The organism is Mesorhizobium sp. M0518 (assembly GCF_040321125.1).
In the GTDB taxonomy this organism is placed as follows: domain Bacteria; phylum Pseudomonadota; class Alphaproteobacteria; order Rhizobiales; family Rhizobiaceae; genus Mesorhizobium.
This window is the reverse complement of sequence record NZ_JAMYQY010000012.1, coordinates 160,369-180,771: the sequence shown is the minus strand read 5'-3', so window position 1 is coordinate 180,771 and position 20,403 is coordinate 160,369. Positions and strand designations below refer to the sequence as shown.

The following is a 20,403-nucleotide window of genomic DNA, read 5'->3' as shown; positions in this document are numbered from 1 at the left end:
GTTGGAAGATACGAAAGAACGCCCACGGCCCATGACAACAGCGCTTACGCATCTTCAGCGGCTTGAAGCCGAGTCCATCCATATATTCCGTGAGGTTGCGGCCGCTTTTGCCAAGCCGGTCATGCTCTATTCGGTCGGCAAGGATTCATCCGTGTTGATGCATCTGGCGATGAAGGCGTTTTATCCCGCCAAGCCGCCGTTCCCCTTTCTTCACGTCGACACGACGTGGAAGTTCCGCGAGATGATCGCCTTTCGCGATCAGATGGCGCAGAAACTCGGCTTCGATCTCCTGGTTCATGTCAACGAAGACGGCGTGCGCGACAACATCAATCCGTTCGACCATGGTTCGAACACCCACACCCATGTCATGAAGACCGTGGCGCTGCGCCAGGCGCTCGACAAATACGGTTTCGATGCGGCCTTTGGCGGCGCTCGTCGCGACGAGGAGAAATCGCGCGCCAAGGAGCGCATCTTTTCCTTCCGCAACGCCCAGCATGTGTGGGATCCGAAGAACCAGCGCCCCGAAATGTGGAAGATATTCAACACCCGCATCGCATCGGGTGAATCGATCCGCGTCTTTCCGCTGTCGAACTGGACCGAACTCGATATCTGGCAGTACATCCTGCAGGAAAGTATCCCGATCGTGCCGCTCTATTTCGCCAAGGAACGGCCGGTGGTGGAACGCGACGGCATGCTGATCCTGCGGGACGACGAGCGCATGAAACTGCGCCCCGGCGAGACAGTGGAGAACAGGCTGGTGCGGTTCCGCACGCTGGGTTGCTATCCGCTGACCGGCGCCATCGAATCGGACGCCGACACGCTGGAAGCCATCGTCGGTGAAATGCTGACGGCACGCACGTCCGAACGGCAGGGCCGCCTGATCGACCGCGATGAAGCCGGCTCGATGGAAAAGAAGAAGCGCGAGGGGTACTTTTGACCATGCGCCACATCATGGCAAAGAGCCTCGCTCCCACCGACGGCGTTCGCGACTATCTGGCTGCGCAGGAGAAGAAATCGCTGCTGCGCTTCCTGACCTGCGGCTCGGTCGATGACGGCAAGTCGACGCTGATCGGGCGCCTGCTGTCCGACACCAAGCAGATTTTCGAGGATCAACTCGCCGCGCTCGAACGCGATTCGCGCAAGCATGGCACGACGGGCGACGACATCGATTTCGCGCTGCTGGTCGACGGTCTGGAGGCCGAGCGCGAGCAAGGCATCACCATCGACGTCGCTTACCGCTTCTTCGCCACACCGAAACGCAAATTCATCGTTGCCGACACACCTGGCCACGAGCAATACACCCGCAACATGGCCACCGGCGCTTCGACCGCCGACCTGGCGATCGTGCTGATCGATGCCCGGCAGGGGGTGCTTCGCCAGACAAGGCGGCATTCGATCATCGCCTCGCTGCTCGGCATCCGCCACGTCGTGCTGGCCGTCAACAAGATCGATCTTGTCGATTTCGATCAGGCGGTTTTCGACCGGATCGTCGAAGACTACGGGCAATTCTCGCGCGATCTCGGCTTCCAGACCATTGTGCCGATCCCAATGTCGGCCCGTTATGGCGACAATGTCAGCCGCCGGTCGGAAAGCATGGAATGGTATTCCGGCCCGACGCTGATCGAGCATCTCGAAACCGTGTCGGTCGACGAAGCGATGGTCGAACTGCCGTTCCGTTTCCCGGTCCAGTATGTCAATCGTCCCAATCTCGACTTTCGCGGCTTTGCCGGCACGGTCGCCTCCGGCTCGGTTGCGCCCGGCGACGAGGTCGTTGTCGCCAAGTCCGGCAAATCCTCGCGCGTCAAGCGGATCGTCTCGTATGGCGGCGATCTCGCCCAGGCGGCCGCCGGCCAGGCCGTCACGCTCGTCCTCGATGACGAAGTCGAAATCTCGCGCGGCAACATGCTGGTTTCGCCTGCCGCACGGCCGCAAGTCGCCGACCAGTTCGCCGCCAACATCGTCTGGTTCGACGAGCATGCGTTGCTGCCAGGCCGCTCTTACATCCTGCGCACCGAGACCGACCAGACCAGCGCCACCGTCACCGACCTAAAATATCGGATCAACGTCAATGACTTTGCCCATGAAGCGGCCAAGTCGCTCGAAATGAACGAAGTCGGCATCTGCAACATCTCGACGCGGACGCCGATCGCCTTCGATCCCTTCGCCGAAAACCGCACCACCGGCGCCTTCATCCTGATCGACCGCATCTCCAACGCCACGGTCGGCGCCGGCATGATCCTGCACTCGTTGCGCCGTGCCGAAAACATTCATTGGCAGTCGCTCGATGTCGGCAAGCGCGTGCGCGCCGACATGAAGAACCAGCGGCCCGCCGTGTTCTGGTTCACTGGGCTGTCGGGATCCGGCAAGTCGACCATCGCCAACCTGTTCGAAAAGAAGCTGTTCGCTACCGGCCGCCATACCTATATCCTGGACGGCGACAACGTCCGTCACGGTCTCAACCGCGATCTTGGTTTCACCGACGCTGATCGCGTCGAAAACATCCGCCGCGTCGCCGAAGTGGCGCGTTTGATGGCCGATGCCGGGTTGGTCGTCATCGTGTCGTTCATTTCGCCGTTCAGCGCCGAACGGCGCATGGCGCGCGAATTGATGGCCGATGGCGAGTTCATCGAGGTGTTTGTCGATACGCCGTTCGAGGAATGCGCCAGGCGTGATCCCAAGGGCCTCTATGCGCGCGCACTGAATGGCGAGATCAAGAATTTCACCGGCGTCGATTCCCCTTATGAAGCGCCGGAAACCCCGGAGATCCATCTGCGGACACTCGGCAAGTCGGCCGAAGAGATGGTCCACGCCCTGGAACACTGGCTGAACGAGCGCGACATTGCCGAAGACCAATACGATAGCGGCGGCGGCATCTGACGACAGGCTGATGCTCGAAATCTTCGAGCGCCTGGCCTTGTCGGCCGGGCGCGAGGTGATGCGCGTATTCCACGCCGGCTGTGCGGTTGACCGCAAGTCCGACGCCTCGCCGGTGACCGAGGCGGACCGCGAGAGCGAAAAGATCATTCTCGCCGGACTGCGTGCCGCATTTCCCGATATCCCCTGCGTGGCCGAGGAAGAAGCTTCCGCCGGGATCGTGCCGCCCGACCTGGACGGGGCTTTTTTTCTGATCGATCCGCTCGATGGGACCAAGGAGTTCGTTAACCGCCGCACCGATTTCACCGTCAACATAGCGCTGGTTCGCGATGGCGTGCCGGAAGTCGGCGTCGTCTTTGCGCCCTGTACGGGGCGCTTCTTTTCCGGCCAGCCGGGCAGGGCGGAATCACTCGAAATCGATGGCGATTACCAGGTCGTCGGCCGCCGGTCGATCGCGGCGAGAACGGCCGCGACGCCGCTGGCCGTCGTCGCCAGTCGGTCTCACAACACACCGGAAACCGAGGCCTATATTCGCGACCTGGGTGCCGCCGAAATCGTTTCGGTCGGTTCGTCCTTGAAATTCTGCCTTCTCGCCAGTGCCGAGGCCGATGTCTATCCGCGCTTCGGCCGCACCATGGAATGGGACACAGCGGCGGGCGACGCCATCCTGCGCGCCGCCGGCGGCATGACGCGCACGCTCGATGGCCAGCCTCTGGTTTATGGCAAGCGCAGGCAAAGCGACGACGAGGATTTTGCCAATCCGCATTTCATTGCCAGCGGCAGGGCTGCGGGCCCCGGCTGAGAAAGGCTCGGCAGCTTACTCCGCTGCGGCCTGCGCTGAATTCGAGCCGATATAGTTGCGGATCGTCTCGATGATTTGGTCCTGGTCGGCTTCGCTGAGATAGGGGTGCATCGGCAGGCAGAGGATACGCTTCGGCAGGTCTTCCGAAACGGCCAGGCCGGTCGGCGTGCGCGGGTAGTCGCGATAAGCGACCTGGGCATGCAGCGGCTTCACGTAGTAAATGACCGACGGAATGCCCTTTTCGCCGAGATGCGCCCTCAGCCCGTCGCGCTTGGGCGTCTCGATGGCGTACTGCGCCCAGGCCGAACGGCTGCCGTCCAGATTGCGGGCCGCGGTGACGATGTCGCCAAGCCCGTCGGCATAGCGCTTTGCCACCACCTGGCGCGCAACCATCTCGTCTTCGAGGATGGCCAGCTTCTCGATCAGGATCGCCGCCTGTATCGTGTCGAGCCGCGAATTGATGCCGACGCGGACATTGTCATATTGCGTTTCGCCCTTGCCGTGGAAGGCGAAGGATCTGAGCTGCTCGGCCAGCGCATCATCATTGGTGAACATCGCGCCGCCATCGCCGTAGCAGCCAAGCGGCTTGGCCGGATAGAAGCTGGTCGATCCGACATGGCCGAAAGCACCGCACATCTTGCCGTCGAGCGAACCGCCCATCGACTGGGCGGCATCCTCGATCACCATCAGCCCTTCGCGGTTGGCGATCGCCATGATCGCCTCGTAGTCGGCGGCAAGGCCGAACAGATCGACGGGAATGATTGCCTTCGGCTTCAGCCGGCCTTGCTTCTTGATCATGGCGATGGCCGCTTCGAGGCTGGCAATGTCGATGTTGTAGCTATGCGGGTCGACATCGACGAACACCGGCTCGGCCTTGGCCAGCGCCACCACTTCGGCGGTGGCGGCGAAAGTGAAGCTCGGCACGAACACCGCGTCACCCGGGCCGATGCCGGCCGCAAACAGCGGCAACAGCAGCGCGTCGGTGCCGTTGGCGCAGGCCACGACATGCTTGGTGCCGATATAGGCGGCAAGCTTATTCTCGAATTCGGTGACTTGCGGGCCAAGAATATAACGGCCTTCGTCGACGACACGGTCGATCGCGGCCTTCAGCCGGTCGCGGATTCGTTCGCGCTGCGCGCCAAGATCGATGAACTGCATGTCGGCCTCAAAACGGGTTAGCCAGATAATCGGCCGCTGGTACCAGAGTTGCGCTTGCCGAGAAAGCCGGGCAGGCAGAGCGCTAAATTGCCCAAGTGTCGCAGTCCGTTACCAGTATTTCCCGGCGAATGTCAGCCAGATGCCGGAAATCCGGGCTTCGTCGGGCGCCATCCCGCCCTCATAGCCCTGGAAAGAGCCCCTGCGAAACATAAAGTGATCGATTGGGCTCAGCTTATGTTGAGCGTTGCTCAGGCGATTTCATGTCGCCAGGGTGGATTGGCGCCGGCCCGCGACACGGTCACTGCCGCCGCCTTCGCGCCGAGCGCCAGCGCCTTGTGGATGGCGTCTTTCGACAAGCCGGAAATCGCCGCCTTGGTCAGCAGGCCCTGCTCATGCAAGGAGGCGAGGATGCCGGCGTTGAAGGTATCGCCGGCACCGACCGTGTCGACCACCTCGACCTTTTCCGGCATGACGGTGACGGCATGTTCCCTGGTATAGCCGACGGCGCCTTCGCTGCCATGGGTGACGACGATCAGCTTCGGGCCTCGATCCAGCCAGTTGCGGATGACATCCTCGTGCGAGCCGGCTTCGCCGAACCAGTTCAGATCTTCGTCCGACAGTTTCACGATGTCGGCCATCGCCATCATGGCGCGGATGCGCCTGAGGTGCTTGGCCTTGTCCGGGATGAAGTTCGGCCGGATGTTGGGATCGAGCATCATGACTCGACTTTCATGCTCGCGCCGCATGAATTCCTCATAGGCACTGCCGGCGGGCTCCGAAATCAGGCTGATGGCACCTAACAGCATGGCTTCGATCTCGCTGCCAAGCTGCGGCAGGTCGTCGACGGTCAGCATGCGGCCGGCGGTGTTCTCGTCATAGAAAGTGTAGGTCGCCTGGCCGTTGGTGAGCTTGACGAAGGCCAGCGTCGTTGGCCGTGGTGAGGTGTGCGCATAGGTGGAGCTGACCTTGCTTGCCCCCAGCGCATCCCGGAATTGGCCGCCGAACAGATCCGACGATAGGCCCGAAAAGAAGCCTGCCGGCGCGCCGAGCCGGCCAAGCGCGATCGCCGTGTTGAACACGGCGCCGCCGACATAAGGCGCAAAGGCCGGCTCGCCTGCTGTCGTCGTGCGCGGCAGCATGTCGATCAGGGCTTCGCCGCAGCAGAGGATCATGGCTTCCTGGTCTCCGGCGGATGGATCACGCCCTTGCGGATGATGATGTTGGCGTAGAGCCGCGGCTCGCTGGTCGCGACGATGGCATGCGCCGATTTGACCCGTGCATAGAAGTCGGCGCCGGCCAGCGCAACCACCTTGCGGCCAGGCGCGCGTTTGGCGCAGATCGCCTCGATCTCATGATGGACGGGATCGGCAAGCGAAGGATCGCCCTTGACCGAGGCGCGAAACAGCGCCTCCGGCACGGCGTCGTCCACCGGCAAGACGCTTAGTATCGCGTCGAGTACCGGGATAAGAGGGTGGCCATCGGCGCGTACCAGCCGGGTTGCCTGCTGTTCCGCCGGATAATTTCCGTCGACAAGGGCGATTTCGTCGCCATGGCCCATGCCGCGCAGGATCGCCAGAAGCTCCGGACCGAGCAGCGCCGGAATTCCGATCAGCATCAGGCGCTCCTGGAAATTGTCGTCGAGCCGATCAGGAAGCGTTCGGAAAGGGGCAGACTGGCGCCGCCGAGCGCCCGGGCGTGAATGCCGACGGTTCCCTCACGAATGGCGGGCAGCTTCAAGCCTTCGCCGTCGATCGTGGCGATGGCCGCAATGATGGCGTCGACCAGCCGGCGGCGCACCGCCTTCGGCATCCAACCGTCGATCACCGCCGCTTCGAAATCGATGATCGAGGATGCGGCGACGATGGCGTAAGCGAGCGCCGTTGAGGCGCTGGCGATCCAGTCGTCGAGTTCGGATCCGATCTCGCCCCAGTCTTCCGGCGAGGTCCACAGATGCGAGGCCTCGATGCCGCGCGCATTGAGCGCCTTTTCGAGCATGGCGATGGAAGCGACATCGATCAGTTGGGTCGGCTTGCCGTCCGGCCCGGGCACCGGCATGGAGCCGAGCGCTCCGGCATTGCCGGTCGGGCCGCCAAAAAGCCGGCCATTCAGCACGATGCCGCCACCGGCAAAGGCGCCGATATAGAAATAGACGAAGTCACGCGCGGCGCCCGCCTGGCCGAAGACGAGCTCGGCGCCGCAGGCCGACGTGGCATCGTTCTGCAAATAGACCGGAAAATCGCATTGCGCCTGGATGTCGGCCCTGATGTCGCGGTGACGCCATTCGTCCATGACATCGCGCGGGGCGCCGGCGGTATCGGCCCAGTTCCACAATTCGAACGGCATGGCGATGCCGAGCCCGGCGATGCGCTTGTCTTGCGCGGGCGTCAGCTCGCCGCGCATCTGCCGCATGCCGTTGGTGACGAAGTCCACCGTCTCGCGCGGCGCCGGGTAGCGATAGGAATGCTGCAGCATCGAACGGACATGGCCAAGGAAATCTATCAATACCAGTTCGGCGCTGCGGCGGCCGATCTTCAGGCCGATGAAGAAAGCGCCTTCGGGGTTGAGCGCCATCGGGATGGAAGGCTGGCCGATCTTGCCGCGCAACGGCGCCTGGCGCAGCAGGAGGCTTTCTTCCTCCAACTCGCGCATGATGACCGAAACCGTCTGCGCCGAAAGGCCGGTCATGCGGGCGATGTCGGATTTTGCCAGGCTGCCATGCTGGCGCACCAGCGACAGCACCAACCGCTCGTTGTGGTCGCGCATGCCGCTCTGGTTGGTGCCGCGGTGAATGAGACTGTCATTCACCTCGGGCGAACCGTGCCTCGCAATGGCCGTTTCCACCCTGTTCCTCCCGTCGTTCCCCTCAATGCTTTTGGGCCAGAATGGGTCAACGAAGCAAGGCTGTCAATAATAAATAAGAGTGATTTAATTATTGACAGGGGCTTTGTGCTGGTGTCTGTTGAAGCAGCGTCCACGCTGGGAGAATTTCGTTGGACGCGCTGCAGGTGCCGGTTGGCCGGCATCCGGAATGGTTCCACTGGGAGGAAATCGTGACCAATACAAAACTGTTGAAATCGACCGTGTTTGCCGCCGCGGCTCTGGGGCTGATGGCGTTCGCATCGTCCGCATCCGCGGCCGGTGTCGGTGCCTGCCTGATCACCAAGACCGACACCAATCCCTTCTTCGTCAAGATGAAGGAAGGCGCCACCGCGAAGGCCAAGGAACTCGGCGTCGACCTCAAGACCTATGCCGGCAAGATCGACGGCGACAGCGAGAGCCAGGTCGCGGCGATCGAGAGTTGCATCGCCGACGGCGCCAAGGGTATCCTGATCACTGCATCCGACACCAAGGGCATCGTGCCTACCGTGAAGAAGGCGCGCGATGCGGGCCTGCTGGTGATCGCGCTCGACACGCCGCTCGATCCGATCGACGCCGCCGACGCGACCTTTGCGACGGACAATCTCGAAGCCGGCAAGCTGATCGGTGCCTGGGCAGCCGCCACGCTCGGCGACAAGGCCAAGGACGCCAAGATCGGCTTCCTCGACCTGACGCCTTCGCAGCCGACCGTCGACGTGCTTCGCGACCAGGGCTTCATGATGGGCTACGGCATCGACGTGAAGGATCCCAACAAGATCGGCGATGAGGACGATGCGCGCATCGTCGGCCACGACGTCACCAACGGCAATGAAGAGGGCGGCCGCAAGGCGATGGAGAACCTCCTGCAGAAGGACAACACCATCAACGTCATCCACACCATCAACGAGCCTGCTGCTGTCGGCGCCTACCAGGCGCTCAAGGCTGTCGGCCTCGAAAGCCAGGTGCTGATCGTCTCCGTCGACGGCGGCTGCCCCGGCGTGAAGTCGGTGGCCGAAGGTGTCATCGGCGCCACTTCGCAGCAATATCCGCTGCAGATGGCAGCGCTCGGCATCGAGGCGATCGCCGCTTTTGCCAAGGACGGAACCAAGCCGAAGCCGACCGAAGGCAAGAACTTCTTCGACACCGGCGTCAACCTCGTGACCGACAAGCCGGCCACCGGCGTGAAGTCCATCGACACCAAGGAAGGCCTCGCCAAGTGCTGGGGCTGATGCCGGTCTGACAAGGCATCTACGGAACCTGAGCGGTCGGGGCTTGATCCCCGGCCGCTTCGGGTGGACGATGGCTCGCGTGACCGCGAACAATCCCGGCAGCAGACCGGAAAGGCGTGGACTGGCGTCGGCGTTTGGCTGAAGCCTACGGGGAGTAAACATGGCTCAAGCTCAGGAATTCGAGAAGGTTCTCTCGAGCAGCGACACCAGCGTTGCTGCTTTTGACGAGCACAAATCGGCCGTCAAGCGCATCCAGCATTTCCTGCATTCGACGCCGGCCGCGGTGCCGCTGATCGTGCTGGTTCTGGCGATCATCGTCTTCGGCATCACCATCGGAGGGCGGTTCTTTTCGTCCTATACGCTGACGCTTATCCTGCAGCAGATCGCCATCATCGGCATTCTGGGTGCCGCACAGACATTGGTCATCCTGACCGCCGGCATCGACCTGTCGATCGGCGTGATCATGGTGATTTCAGCGGTGATCATGGGCAATTGCGCGGTCAGCTACGGCATGCCGAGCGCGCTCGCCGTGGCGATCGGGCTTGCCGCCGGCGCGGCCTGCGGGCTGCTCAACGGGGTGCTTGTCGCCTACATGAAACTGCCGCCCTTCATCGTGACGCTTGGCACCTGGAACATCGTCATGGCCACGAACTTCATCTATTCGGCCAACGAGACGATCCGCGACACCGACGTCGACACCCAAGCGCCGCTGCTGCATCTCTTTGCCATCAGTTTCAAGGTCGGCACGGCGGTGCTGACGCTTGGTGTCATTGCCACGGTCGTGCTCGTTATGGTCCTGTGGTACGTGCTCAATCACACGGCATGGGGCCGCCATGTCTATGCCGTTGGCGACGATCAGGAGGCGGCGAAGCTGTCGGGCATCCAGACCAAGAAGGTGCTGATGACGGTCTACACCCTTGCCGGGCTGATCGCCGCTTTCGCTGCCTGGGTCTCCATCGGCCGCAACGGCTCGATCTCGCCGTCCGCCGCCGTCACCGACTACAACCTGCAGGCGATCACCGCGACGGTGATCGGCGGTATTTCCCTGTTCGGCGGACGCGGCTCGATCCTGGGCACGCTGTTCGGCGCGATGATCGTCGGCGTCGTCTCCATGGGCCTCAACATGCTGGGCGCCGATCCGCAATGGAAGGTGCTGCTCACCGGTGTGCTGATCATCGGCGCCGTGGCGGTCGATCAATGGATCAGAAAGGTTTCGGCATGACCACGACCCAGGAACCCATCCTCACCGCGCGTGGCCTGGTCAAGCGCTATGGCCGCGTCACGGCCCTCGACAACGCCGACTTCGACCTCTACCCCGGCGAAATCCTTGCCGTCATCGGCGACAATGGAGCCGGCAAGTCGTCGCTCATCAAGGCGATTTCCGGCGCGGCCGTACCCGACGAAGGCGAGATCCGGCTTGAAGGCAAGCCCGTCGCCTTCAAATCGCCGATGGAGGCCCGCGAAGCCGGCATCGAGACCGTCTATCAGAATCTGGCGCTGTCGCCGGCGCTCTCGATCGCCGACAACATGTTCCTTGGTCGCGAAATCCGCAAACCGGGTTTTCTGGGCGACTGGCTTCGCATGCTCGACCGTCCGGCAATGGAAAAGCGCGCTCGCGACAAGCTTACCGAACTTGGCCTGATGACCATCCAGAACATCAGCCAGGCTGTGGAGACGCTCTCGGGCGGCCAAAGGCAGGGCGTTGCCGTGGCGCGTGCGGCCGCCTTTGGCAGTCGTGTGGTGATCATGGATGAGCCGACGGCCGCGCTTGGCGTCAAGGAAAGCCGCCGCGTGCTCGAGTTGATCCTCGACGTCAAGAAACGGGGCCTGCCGATCGTGCTGATCTCGCACAACATGCCGCATGTCTTCGAAGTGGCCGACCGCATTCACATCCACCGGCTGGGCCGTCGTCTCTGCGTCATCGATCCCAAGCAATATACGATGTCCGATGCCGTGGCCTTCATGACCGGAGCAAAGGTTCCGCCCGAGGCAGCGTTGGCGGCTTGAGGCTCCGATGGCCCAAATTGCCGCAGGGTCAGCCGGCCTCGCGGCAGTTTAAATCGATTGAAGATATGCCGAGATCAGCTAGCATGGACTGGGAGGAATGGTGAAAGCCGGTATGATCATGGCAAATGCACGAGAAGGCGACATGGCAAACGCGATGACATCCAAAGCTCCCGTTCTCGAAACCCCCGATCCCAAGACGCTCGCCGACGAAGTCTTGAAGGCCCTCAAATACCGGGTAGGCAAGGGCACCAACGTCGCCACGCAACATGATTGGCTGACGGCCTCGATCAAGGTCGTGCGAGACCGCATCGTCGATCACTGGATGCAGGCGACGCAGGAGGCCTACGCCCAGCAGGAAAAGCGCGTCTATTACCTGTCGCTCGAATTCCTCATCGGCCGGCTGATGCGTGATGCCTTCTCCAATCTCGGCCTGATGGACAATATGCGCGAAGCGCTGAAATCCCTTGGCGTCGACCTCGACCTTATCGCCGGGCTCGAACCGGATGCGGCGCTCGGCAATGGCGGCCTCGGCCGGCTCGCCGCCTGCTTCATGGAAAGCATGGCGACCGTCGACATTCCCGCGCATGGCTACGGCATCCGCTATGCCAACGGCATGTTCCGGCAGGAGATTCACGACGGCTGGCAGGTCGAACTGCCAGAGACCTGGCTTGATCACGGTAACCCGTGGGAGTTCGAACGTCGCGAACGCTCCTTCGAGGTTGGTTTCGGCGGTTCGGTGGAATCGATCACCTCCAAGGATGGGCGCCTCGAACGCCATGTCTGGAAGCCGACCGAGCATGTGCTGGCCGTCGCCTACGACACGCCTGTCGTCGGCTGGCGGGCAAACCGCGTCAACACGCTACGGCTGTGGTCGGGCATGCCGATCGATCCGATCCTGCTGGACAAGTTCAACGCCGGCGATCACATCGGCGCGCTTGCCGAAAGCAACAAGGCAGATGCCTTGTCGCGCGTGCTCTATCCCGCCGACTCCCACAAGGCCGGGCAGGAATTGCGGCTCAGGCAAGAGTACTTCTTCTCCACCGCCTCGCTGCAGGACATCGTCCAGCGCCATCTGAGCCAATATGGCGACCTGAAGTCGCTGCCCGACAAGGCTGCGATCCACTTGAACGACACCCATCCCGCCATCGCCGTGCCGGAGTTGATGCGCCTGTTGATGGACGTCCACGGCATGGATTTCGATCAGGCCTGGGATATCACCAAGCGCACCTTCGGCTACACCAACCACACGCTGTTGCCCGAGGCACTGGAAAGCTGGCCGGTGCCGCTGTTCGAGCGGCTTTTGCCGCGCCACATGCAGATCGTCTATGCCATCAACGCTGAAGTGCTTCTGGAGGCTCGTGCCTCCAACCAGTTCTCGGACGAGCAGATCGGCCGCATCTCGCTGATCCAGGAAAATGGCGACCGCCGGGTGCGCATGGGCAATCTGGCCTTTGTCGGCTCGCACTCGATCAACGGCGTTTCGGCGCTTCACACCGACCTGATGAAGGAGACGGTGTTTGCCGATCTGCACAAGCTCTATCCCGATCGCATCAACAACAAGACCAACGGCATCACGCCGCGGCGCTGGCTGATCCAATGCAATCCCGGACTGACGTCGCTCGCCCGCGAGGCGATCGGCGACCGTTTTCTCGATGACATCGACGCCATCAAGGATCTCGACGGTTTCGCCGGCGATGCCGTCTTTCGCGACAAGTTCGCCGCCGTCAAGCGCGCCAACAAGGCGCGATTGGCCAACCTCGTCGCCGACCGGCTCGGCATCAAGGTCGATCCTTCGGCGCTTTTCGACATCCAGATCAAACGCATCCACGAATACAAGCGCCAGCTTCTGAACATCCTCGAGGCGATCGCCCTCTATGACCAGATCCGCTCGCACCCCGAGCGCGACTGGATGCCGCGCGTGAAATTCTTCGGCGGCAAGGCGGCGCCCAGCTATCACAACGCCAAGCTGATCATCAAACTCGCCAACGACGTCGCCAAGGTCATCAACCGCGACCCGGCCGTGCGCGGTTTGCTGAAGGTCGTGTTCGTGCCGAACTACAATGTCAGCCTTGCCGAGATCATGATGCCGGCTGCCGACCTTTCCGAGCAGATCTCGACCGCCGGCATGGAAGCGTCGGGCACCGGCAACATGAAGTTCGCGCTGAACGGCGCGCTGACCATCGGCACGCTCGACGGTGCCAATGTCGAGATCAAGGAATGCGTCGGTGACGACAACATCTTCATCTTCGGCCTGACCACCGCCGAGGTCGCCGAGCGGCGCAACAACGGCTACGATCCGCGCGCCGTCATCGAAGGATCGCCCGAGCTGGCGCAAGCGGTCGCGGCTGTTTCGTCAGGCGTCTTCTCGCCGGATGATCCGGAGCGTTACCGCGACCTCGTCAACGGTCTCTACAACAGCGACTGGTTCATGGTCGCCGCCGATTTCGATGCCTATGCCACCGCCCAGCGCGAGGTCGATGCGGTCTGGCGCAACAGTCCCGACTGGTACGCCAGGGCAATCCGCAATGTGGCGCGTGTCGGCTGGTTCTCCTCCGATCGCACGATCCGCCAATATGCGAAAGAAATCTGGAACGTGCCTGCCTGATGTGATTGCATGAGGCCGCAAACAATGTGGTCCCGGTGGTGTGAACTTAAAAGTCGGATCACACCACTAGAAACAAACACTCGGTGCCTGGGGAGGGACACTGCCTGATGAAGAAGCCGCGCGCGACCGCTGCGACAAGCGGGCCGGACGGACTGGCGGCAGCCAGCGATGTTGCGGCGATTGTTGCCGGTACGCATGGCGATCCGTTTGCCGTTCTCGGTGTTCAGGAGGCTGGGAAGGGTTTTGTGGCCCGCTGCTTTGTTCCGAATGCCGAATTCGTCACCGCTTATACGCTGACCGGCACCATCGCGGGTGAATTGTCCAGGCGCGACGATGGCGGCTTTTTCGAAGGCAAGCTCTCGATCAAGAAGCGGCAACCGCTTCGCTATCACGCGCGCAATGCCGGCGGCGACTGGTGGCTGACCGATCCCTATTCGTTCGGTCCGGTGCTCGGGCCGATGGACGACTACTACATCGCCGAGGGATCGCATCTCAGGCTGTTCGACAAGCTCGGCGCTCATGTCATCGAGCACGAAGGCGCCACCGGCGTGCATTTCGCCGTCTGGGCTCCCAATGCGCGGCGTGTCTCTGTGGTCGGCGATTTCAACGAATGGGACGGCCGCCGGCACTCGATGCGCGACCGCCGCGACACCGGCATCTGGGAGGTGTTCATTCCCGATATCGGTGCTGGCCGGCCCTACAAATACGAGATCATCGGCCCCGACGGCGTCAGGCTGCCGCTGAAGGCCGATCCGTTCGCCTTCAAATCCGAACTGCGTCCGGCCACCGCTTCGGTCGTTGCTGTGCCGCCGGCGCATGAGTGGGGCGATGAGGCGCATCGCAATTTCTGGCGCAATGCCGATCACCGGCGCGAAGCCATTTCGATCTATGAGGTCCATGCCGGTTCCTGGCAGCTTCGCGACGACGGTACGTTCCTGTCATGGGACGAACTGGCCGACCGGCTCATCCCCTATGTGGTCGAGACCGGCTTCACCCATATCGAATTCATGCCGATCTCTGAACATCCCTATGACCCGTCCTGGGGCTACCAGACGACCGGGCTCTACGCGCCATCGGCCCGCTTTGGCGATCCGGACGGCTTTGCCCGCTTCGTCGACGGCGCCCACCGTGCCGGCGTCGGCGTTATTCTCGACTGGGTGCCGGCGCATTTCCCGGTCGATGAGCACGGCCTGGCCAATTTCGATGGCACCGCGCTCTATGAACATGCCGATCCGCGCAAGGGGTTTCATCCCGACTGGAACACCGCGATCTACAATTTCGGCCGCCGCGAGGTGGTGTCGTTCCTAGTCAACAATGCGTTGTTCTGGGCCGAGAAATACCATGTCGACGGACTTCGCGTCGATGCGGTCGCCTCGATGCTATACCTCGACTATTCGCGCAAGGCCGGCGAATGGATCCCCAACGAGAAAGGCGGCCGCGAGAACCTTGAGGCGGTCAGCTTCCTGCAGAAGATGAACAAGGAGGTCTACGGCCACCATCCGGGCGTGATGACCATCGCCGAGGAATCGACCTCTTGGCCGAAGGTCTCGGCACCGGTGCATGAAGGCGGGCTGGGCTTCGGCTTCAAGTGGAATATGGGCTTCATGCACGACACGCTGGAGTATTTCTCCAAGGAACCGATCTTCCGAAAGCACCACCACAACGACCTCACCTTCGGCCTGACTTACGCCTTCTCCGAGAATTTCGTGCTGCCGCTCTCGCATGACGAGGTCGTGCACGGCAAAGGCACGTTGCTTGGCAAGATGGCCGGCGACGATTGGCAGAAGTTTGCGACGCTGCGCGCCTACTACGCTTTCATGTGGGGCTATCCCGGCAAGAAGCTGCTTTTCATGGGGCAGGAGTTCGCGCAGCGCCGCGAATGGAGCGAGGCGCGCGCGCTCGACTGGAACCTGCTTGAATTCCGGCCGCATCGCGGCGTCTGGCAGACGGTGCGCGATCTCAACTATCTCTACCGTTCGCGCCCGGCCCTGCATGGCCGTGATTGTGAGCCGGAAGGGTTTTCCTGGCTGATCGTCGATGACAGCCAGAATTCGGTTTTTGCCTGGCTGCGCAGTGCACCGGGCGGCAGCCCGGTGGCCGTCATTTCCAATTTCACGCCGGTGCCGCGTGACAATTATCGCGTGCCGTTGCCGATATCAGGCAAATGGCGCGAAATCATCAACACCGACGCTTCCGAATATGGCGGGTCCGGCAAGGGCAATGGCGGCATGGTCGAGGCACGGGCGGAGGGAGGAAGCATCTCCGCGACGATGCTTTTGCCGCCGCTGTCGACGATCATGCTCGAGCTCGTTGCCGACTGAGCCCGTCGAGACTGAGTAAAACGGCGATATCGAGTAACTTGGGAGGGTAGAAATGGCAGACTTGAAACGGACCCAGCCGCTGGCGCGCGATGCCATGGCCTATGTATTGGCCGGCGGCCGTGGGAGCCGCCTCAGGGAACTGACCGACCGGCGTGCCAAGCCGGCCGTATATTTCGGCGGCAAGACGCGCATTATCGACTTCGCGCTCTCCAATGCTCTGAATTCCGGCATTCGCCGCCTTGGCGTTGCCACCCAGTACAAGGCGCATTCGCTGATCCGTCATCTGCAGCGCGGCTGGAACTTCCTGCGGCCCGAGCGAAACGAGAGTTTCGACATCCTGCCGGCCAGCCAGCGCGTCTCGGAAACGCAGTGGTATGAAGGCACCGCCGACGCCGTTTATCAGAACATCGACATCATCGAGGCCTACGGGCCCGAATACATGGTGATCTTGGCCGGCGACCACATCTACAAGATGGACTACGAGATGATGCTTCGCCAGCACGTCGACGCCAATGCCGATGTCACCGTCGGCTGCCTCGAAGTGCCGCGCATGGAAGCCACCGGCTTCGGCGTCATGCATGTCGATGCCAAGGACAACATCATCGCCTTCGTCGAAAAACCCGCCGATCCGCCCGGCATTCCCGATAAGCCGGAATTCGCGCTGGCTTCGATGGGCATCTACGTGTTCAAGACCAAATTCCTGATGGAGCAATTGCGCCGCGATGCGGCCGAGCCGGGCTCAAGCCGCGACTTCGGCAAGGACATCATCCCCTATATCGTCCAGCACGGTAAGGCGATCGCGCATCGCTTCGCCAAATCCTGCGTCCGCTCGACCGCCGAGAACGAGGCCTACTGGCGCGACGTCGGAACGGTCGACGCCTATTGGGAAGCCAATATCGACCTGACCGACATCACGCCTGAACTCGACCTCTACGACCGCGACTGGCCGATCTGGACCTATGCCGAATTGAAGCCGCCGGCAAAGTTCGTGCATGACGAGGATGGCCGCCGCGGTTCGGCCGTGTCCTCGCTTGTCTCGGGCGACTGCATCGTCTCCGGTGCGTCGCTCAAAAGAAGCCTGATCTTCACCGGCGCGCGCATCAATTCCTTTTCGACGCTGGAAGAAGTCGTCATGCTGCCCGACGTTCATGTCGGCCGGAACGCAAAGTTGAAGCGCGTGGTCATCGACCATGGTGTTAGGATACCGGAAGGCCTGGTGGTCGGCGAAGATCCCGTCCTCGACGCCAAGCGCTTTCGGGTCTCGGAGAAAGGCATCTGCCTGGTCACCCAGGACATGATCGACAAGTTAGGGCTCTAACGCATGCAGGTTCTGTCGGTCACGCCCGAGATCTTTCCGCTGATCAAGACCGGAGGGCTTGCCGACGTGACCGGCGCGCTGCCCATTGCCTTGGCGGGCAAGGGCGTGACCGTGCGCACGCTCATCCCAGGGTTTCCGACCGTCATGGCCGCCTTCAAGAAGAAGCGGGCGGTTCTGCAATATCCCTTGCTGCAGGGCGGCAAGGCCTCCGTCCATTCAGTCCAACTCGCCGGGCTCGAACTGTTCGTGCTCGATGCGCCGCATCTGTTCGACCGTCCCGGCGGTCCCTACGGCAACGCCACCGGCGTGGACTGGCCAGACAATTGGCGGCGTTTCGCGGCGTTGAGCCAGGTCGGCGGCGACATCGCCGGTGGCGCCATCTCTGGCTACCAACCCGACATCGTCCATGCCCATGACTGGCAGTCGGCGATGACCCTGGCCTATATGCGCTACGGCAAGGCGGTCGGCGTGCCATCGATGATGACTGTCCACAACCTCGCTTTCCAAGGCCAGTTCGGCGCCGCCATCTTTGGCGAACTCGGCCTGCCGGCAGCGGCGATGGCGCTCGACGGCGTCGAATATTATGGCGGTGTCGGCTTCCTCAAGGCCGGCCTGCAGGCCGCCTGGGCGATCACCACGGTCAGTCCGACCTACGCGCAGGAGATCCGCTCGGCGGAATTCGGCATGGGCCTCGACGGCCTCATCAACATGCGCTCCAGCGATCTCTATGGCATAGTCAACGGCATCGACACCGACATCTGGGATCCGGAAACCGACAAGCACCTGGTGTCCACCTATACGGCTAGCACGCTGAAGGCGCGCGCGCCCAACAGGGTTGCCGTGGAAGACCGCTTCAGCCTTGAGCGCGACGACAGCCCGATCGTCTGCGTCGTCAGCCGCCTAACCTGGCAAAAGGGCATGGATACCTTGGCGACAGCGGTCGACGGCATTGTTGCGACCGGCGCGCGCCTGGCCATCCTCGGCTCGGGCGATGCCGGCCTCGAAGGCGCGCTGCTCGCCGCCGCCGCCCGGCATCGCGGCCGCATTGGGGTCGTCGTCGGCTACGACGAGGGGCTGTCGCACATCATGCAAGGCGGCTGCGACGCCATCGTCATTCCCTCGCGCTTCGAACCGTGCGGGCTGACGCAGCTTTACGGCCTGCGCTATGGCTGCGTACCCGTGGTTGCCCGCACCGGCGGCCTTGCCGACACGGTAATCGACGCCAATGAGGCTGCCGTTTCGGCCGGCGTCGCCACCGGCTTCCAGTTCGCGCCCAACAATGGCGGTGCCTTGCTGCACGCCATCCGCCGCCTCGTCGACGCACATGCCAGTCCGGCGGTCTGGGAATCGTTGCAGCGCCAGGGCATGAAGGCCGATGTGTCATGGGACAAGAGCGCGGAAAAATATGTCGAACTCTATCGCTCTCTGCTTTCGAAAAGGGTTGCCTGAAGCATGATACGCACCGTCCCCACCAAGCCTTATTCCGACCAGAAGCCCGGCACGTCGGGCCTGCGCAAGAAGGTGCCTGTCTTTCAGCAGGAGCACTATGCCGAGAATTTCATCCAGTCGATCTTCGACGCGCTCGACGGTTTCAAGGGCAAGACCCTGGTGATTGGCGGCGATGGCCGCTTCTACAACCGCGAGGTCATCCAGAAGGCCATCGCCATGGCGGCCGCCAACGGCTTCGGCAAGGTGATGGTCGGGCAGGGCGGTATCCTGTCGACGCCGGCCGCCTCGCATGTCATCCGCAAATACAAGACCTTTGGCGGCATCATCCTGTCGGCCAGCCACAATCCGGGCGGTCCGCATGAGGATTTCGGCATCAAGTACAATGCCGGCAATGGCGGCCCGGCGCCGGAAAAGCTGACCGACGTGATCTTCGAAAAGACCAGGGCGATTTCGAGCTTCAAGATCGCCGACATCGATCCGATCGACATCGACACAACAGGCACGGTCAAGGCCGCCGGCATGACGGTCGAGATCATCGACCCGGTCGCCGACTATGCCGAACTGATGGAAAGCCTGTTCGATTTCGATGCCTTGCGCAAACTGTTCAAATCCGACTTCCGCATGCGCTTCGACGCCATGCACGCGGTGACCGGCCCCTACGCCAAGGAGATCCTGGAAAACCGGCTCGGCGCGCCCAACGGCACCTGCCGCAATTTCAAGCCGCTGCCGGATTTCGGCGGCCATCACCCGGACCCGAACCTCGTCCATGCCAAGCACCTCTATGACGAGATGATGGGACCAGACGCGCCGGATTTCGGCGCTGCCTCGGATGGCGACGGTGACCGCAATCTGATCATCGGCAAGGGCATTTTCGTCACCCCGTCGGACTCGGTTGCCATGCTTGCCGCCAACGCCCGCCTGGCGCCCGGCTACAAGGGCGGGCTGAAGGGCATCGCCCGCTCGATGCCGACCAGTGGCGCTGCCGACCGCGTCGCCGAAAAACTCGGCATCGCCCTCTATGAGACGCCGACCGGCTGGAAGTTCTTCGGCAATCTGCTCGACGCCGACATGGCGACGATCTGCGGCGAGGAAAGTGCCGGCACCGGTTCCAACCACGTCCGCGAAAAGGACGGCCTTTGGGCGGTGCTTTTGTGGCTCAACATCCTTGCCGCGCGGGGCGAAAGCTGTAAGCAGATCGCCGCCGAGCACTGGGCGACCTACGGTCGCAACTACTATTCGCGGCACGATTATGAAGAGGTTGAGAGCGACCGCGCCAACGCATTGGTCGACGAACTGCGCGCCAAGCTCGGCGCGCTGCCGGGTGCCAGCGTGCGCGGCATGACAATCGCCAGCGCCGACGACTTTGCCTATCACGATCCCGTCGACGGTTCGATCAGCGAGCATCAGGGCATCAGGGTGCTGTTTGAAGGTGGTTCGCGGGTGGTCTTTCGGCTGTCCGGCACCGGCACGTCAGGTGCCACGCTGCGCGTCTATATCGAGCGCTACGAGTCGGACAAGTCGAGGCACGACCTCGACACCCAGGCCGCCCTTGCCGATCTGATAGCCGCGGCCGATGATATTGCCGGGATTCACAGCCATACCGGCCGCGCCGAGCCAAGTGTGATTACTTGAGGGTGGCGCTGCACGCGCCCATAGCTCTCGCAGAGCGCCAGGTCAGATAATGACGGGCGTATGGCGCTGCACCCCCCTCTGGCCTCCCGGCGATCTCCCCTTCAAGGGGGGAGATCGGCAGTTTCAGCGCCTCGTTCCTCATGCTGCGTTGG

At 62.5% G+C, this 20,403-nt stretch carries 15 protein-coding genes; 11 read left to right on the top strand and 4 right to left on the bottom strand.

The window, feature by feature from the left end; genetic code table 11:
- Positions 1-31: 31 nt before the first annotated feature.
- From cysD to cysQ, 3 genes are read left to right on the top strand one after another with little or no spacing between them, the layout of a single operon-like run.
- Positions 32-937 (top strand): sulfate adenylyltransferase subunit CysD, encoded by a 906-nt coding sequence (cysD, locus tag NKI66_RS19090; protein ID WP_027035869.1) that lies wholly within the window; start codon positions 32-34, stop codon positions 935-937.
- Between the two features lie 2 nt (positions 938-939).
- Positions 940-2,877 carry a sulfate adenylyltransferase subunit CysN gene (gene cysN, locus NKI66_RS19085; RefSeq protein ID WP_352752550.1) on the top strand — a complete coding sequence of 646 codons (1,938 nt, stop codon included), beginning with the start codon at positions 940-942 and terminating at the stop codon, positions 2,875-2,877.
- Between the two features lie 10 nt (positions 2,878-2,887).
- Positions 2,888-3,676, top strand: a complete 789-nt coding sequence (cysQ, locus tag NKI66_RS19080; RefSeq protein WP_023808517.1) for a 3'(2'),5'-bisphosphate nucleotidase CysQ — start codon at positions 2,888-2,890, stop codon at positions 3,674-3,676.
- Between the two features lie 15 nt (positions 3,677-3,691).
- On the opposite strand, the gene NKI66_RS19075 is transcribed toward cysQ, so the two are convergent.
- From NKI66_RS19075 to NKI66_RS19060, 4 genes are all read right to left on the bottom strand, one after another.
- On the bottom strand, positions 3,692-4,834 hold the full coding sequence (locus tag NKI66_RS19075) for a DegT/DnrJ/EryC1/StrS family aminotransferase (RefSeq protein ID WP_352752548.1): 1,143 nt from the start codon (positions 4,832-4,834) through the stop codon (positions 3,692-3,694).
- A gap of 248 nt (positions 4,835-5,082) precedes the next feature.
- On the bottom strand, positions 5,083-6,006 hold the full coding sequence (locus NKI66_RS19070) for a carbohydrate kinase family protein (protein WP_352752546.1): 924 nt from the start codon (positions 6,004-6,006) through the stop codon (positions 5,083-5,085).
- The gene (locus NKI66_RS19065; protein ID WP_023808513.1) at positions 6,003-6,449 is read right to left on the bottom strand and encodes an RbsD/FucU family protein; all 447 of its coding nucleotides are present in this window, start codon (positions 6,447-6,449) and stop codon (positions 6,003-6,005) included. The genes NKI66_RS19070 and NKI66_RS19065 overlap by 4 nt, the downstream gene beginning before the upstream one ends.
- Positions 6,449-7,675, bottom strand: coding sequence for an ROK family transcriptional regulator (locus NKI66_RS19060; RefSeq protein WP_023808512.1), 1,227 nt, complete (start codon positions 7,673-7,675; stop codon positions 6,449-6,451). The genes NKI66_RS19065 and NKI66_RS19060 overlap by 1 nt, the downstream gene beginning before the upstream one ends.
- 266 nt (positions 7,676-7,941) lie before the next feature.
- On the opposite strand from NKI66_RS19060, the gene NKI66_RS19055 reads away from it, so the two are divergent.
- From NKI66_RS19055 to NKI66_RS19020, 8 genes are all read left to right on the top strand, one after another.
- A complete protein-coding gene (locus NKI66_RS19055; RefSeq protein ID WP_502898064.1) occupies positions 7,942-8,919 on the top strand; it encodes a sugar ABC transporter substrate-binding protein in 978 nt (325 codons plus the stop codon).
- Positions 8,920-9,079: 160 nt separating this feature from the next.
- Positions 9,080-10,141: an ABC transporter permease gene (locus NKI66_RS19050; protein WP_023808510.1), complete on the top strand. Its 1,062-nt coding sequence runs from the start codon at positions 9,080-9,082 to the stop codon at positions 10,139-10,141.
- The gene (locus NKI66_RS19045; RefSeq protein WP_023808509.1) at positions 10,117-10,926 is read left to right on the top strand and encodes an ATP-binding cassette domain-containing protein; all 810 of its coding nucleotides are present in this window, start codon (positions 10,117-10,119) and stop codon (positions 10,924-10,926) included. The genes NKI66_RS19050 and NKI66_RS19045 overlap by 25 nt, the downstream gene beginning before the upstream one ends.
- 142 nt (positions 10,927-11,068) lie before the next feature.
- Positions 11,069-13,531 (top strand): glycogen/starch/alpha-glucan phosphorylase, encoded by a 2,463-nt coding sequence (locus tag NKI66_RS19040; protein ID WP_023808508.1) that lies wholly within the window; start codon positions 11,069-11,071, stop codon positions 13,529-13,531.
- Positions 13,532-13,638: 107 nt separating this feature from the next.
- Positions 13,639-15,852: a 1,4-alpha-glucan branching protein GlgB gene (gene glgB / locus NKI66_RS19035; RefSeq protein WP_023808507.1), complete on the top strand. Its 2,214-nt coding sequence runs from the start codon at positions 13,639-13,641 to the stop codon at positions 15,850-15,852.
- A 52-nt stretch (positions 15,853-15,904) separates the two neighbouring features.
- On the top strand, positions 15,905-17,170 hold the full coding sequence (gene glgC / locus NKI66_RS19030) for a glucose-1-phosphate adenylyltransferase (RefSeq protein ID WP_023808506.1): 1,266 nt from the start codon (positions 15,905-15,907) through the stop codon (positions 17,168-17,170).
- A gap of 3 nt (positions 17,171-17,173) precedes the next feature.
- Entirely contained in the window at positions 17,174-18,619 is a 1,446-nt protein-coding gene (gene glgA / locus NKI66_RS19025; RefSeq protein ID WP_128302923.1) for a glycogen synthase GlgA, read from the top strand.
- 3 nt (positions 18,620-18,622) lie between these two features.
- Positions 18,623-20,251 carry an alpha-D-glucose phosphate-specific phosphoglucomutase gene (locus NKI66_RS19020; RefSeq protein WP_352752543.1) on the top strand — a complete coding sequence of 543 codons (1,629 nt, stop codon included), beginning with the start codon at positions 18,623-18,625 and terminating at the stop codon, positions 20,249-20,251.
- The last annotated feature ends 152 nt before the right edge of the window (positions 20,252-20,403 follow it).